The organism is Streptomyces sp. NPDC002773 (assembly GCF_040295605.1).
In the GTDB taxonomy this organism is placed as follows: domain Bacteria; phylum Actinomycetota; class Actinomycetes; order Streptomycetales; family Streptomycetaceae; genus Streptomyces.
In genome coordinates this window covers 1-1077 of record NZ_JBEOVO010000081.1, presented here as the reverse complement: position 1 = coordinate 1077, position 1077 = coordinate 1, and the positions used below count along the sequence as shown (strand labels likewise).

The window sequence follows — 1077 nt, the reverse complement described above, 5'->3', positions numbered from 1 at the left end:
GTTGCGCCTTACTCTCCCAAGCGATACAGAATGGTACTAACACCATTTTGTATGAGTACCAACACCATTTTGTATGAGTACCAACACCATTTTGTATGAGTACTAACACCATTTTGTATGAGTACCAACACTACCTGTTTACATTTAGGTTAGTGTTTGTTATATTTTTAATGTGAGGGGGGAAAGGAATGGACAAGAAAACGGATTTAGCAGTTAGATATCAAAATGAATTGAACCTTGTGCCTTTAAAAGAATTCAACGCTAAAGAAATGGATTTGTTCTTTGCATTATGTGCTCGTATGAAAGAGCGTGGACTAGACAATGTGCGCTTTTCTTTTGAAGAGTTGAAAGAATTGAGTGAATATAAGTTTACTGGTAATGATAGATTCGTTCATGATTTGGAGAATGTCTATCAAAAAATGATCAGTATGTCTTACCGTACGGATGAGATCAATGAAGATGGCGACCGAGTTATCAAACGTTTCGTATTGTTTACAGGGTTTGAAATTAATGTCTCTAAAATGTTTGTCGATGTGAGTGTTAATCCAAAACTGGACTACATTATCAATGGTTTAACTACTGAGGTTTCTAGGTTTGAATTATCTGCTTTCACTTCGATTCGCTCTACCTATGCAAAAACATTATTCCGATTGCTTATGCAATATCGCTCTACTGGTTATTATATTGTGAGAATTGAAGATTTTAAAGAACGAATGGATATTCCGGAGAGCTATCGCCAAATGGGACAAATCGATCAAAAAGTTTTACAGCCTGCACTAAGGGAATTACAAAACTATTTCAGAGACCTAAAGGTCACAAAAATCAAAGCAAAAAAAGGCAATAAAATTGCCAAACTGGAATTTACATTTTCAGGTCTAAAGACTAACAAACCAAGAATTCCAATGCATGATTGGACAAAATAAAAAAGAACTTGCCCCCTCACATTTAAGCAAGTTAGGCAAGTCCGTACGCAACCCACTACGATTGCTAGTTTATTCTAGCATATGCGTGCGGACTTCTAAAATGAATTATTTTTTTGGAGGTCATATCATGACAAAAAGCAATAGATTTATCAAA

At 35.4% G+C, this 1077-nt stretch carries 1 protein-coding gene; it reads left to right on the top strand.

The genetic code is table 11. The annotated features are described in order from the left end of the window. Positions 1-188 precede the first annotated feature (188 nt). Complete coding sequence (locus ABT034_RS35270) at positions 189-923, top strand: replication initiation protein (protein ID WP_350627192.1); 735 nt, start codon at positions 189-191, stop codon at positions 921-923. The last annotated feature ends 154 nt before the right edge of the window (positions 924-1077 follow it).

Bases quoted from the DNA above. Each gene is read 5' to 3' on its own strand.
- ABT034_RS35270 (WP_350627192.1), top strand. From the start codon at position 189: ATGGACAAGAAAACGGATTTAGCAGTTAGATATCAAAATGAATTGAAC.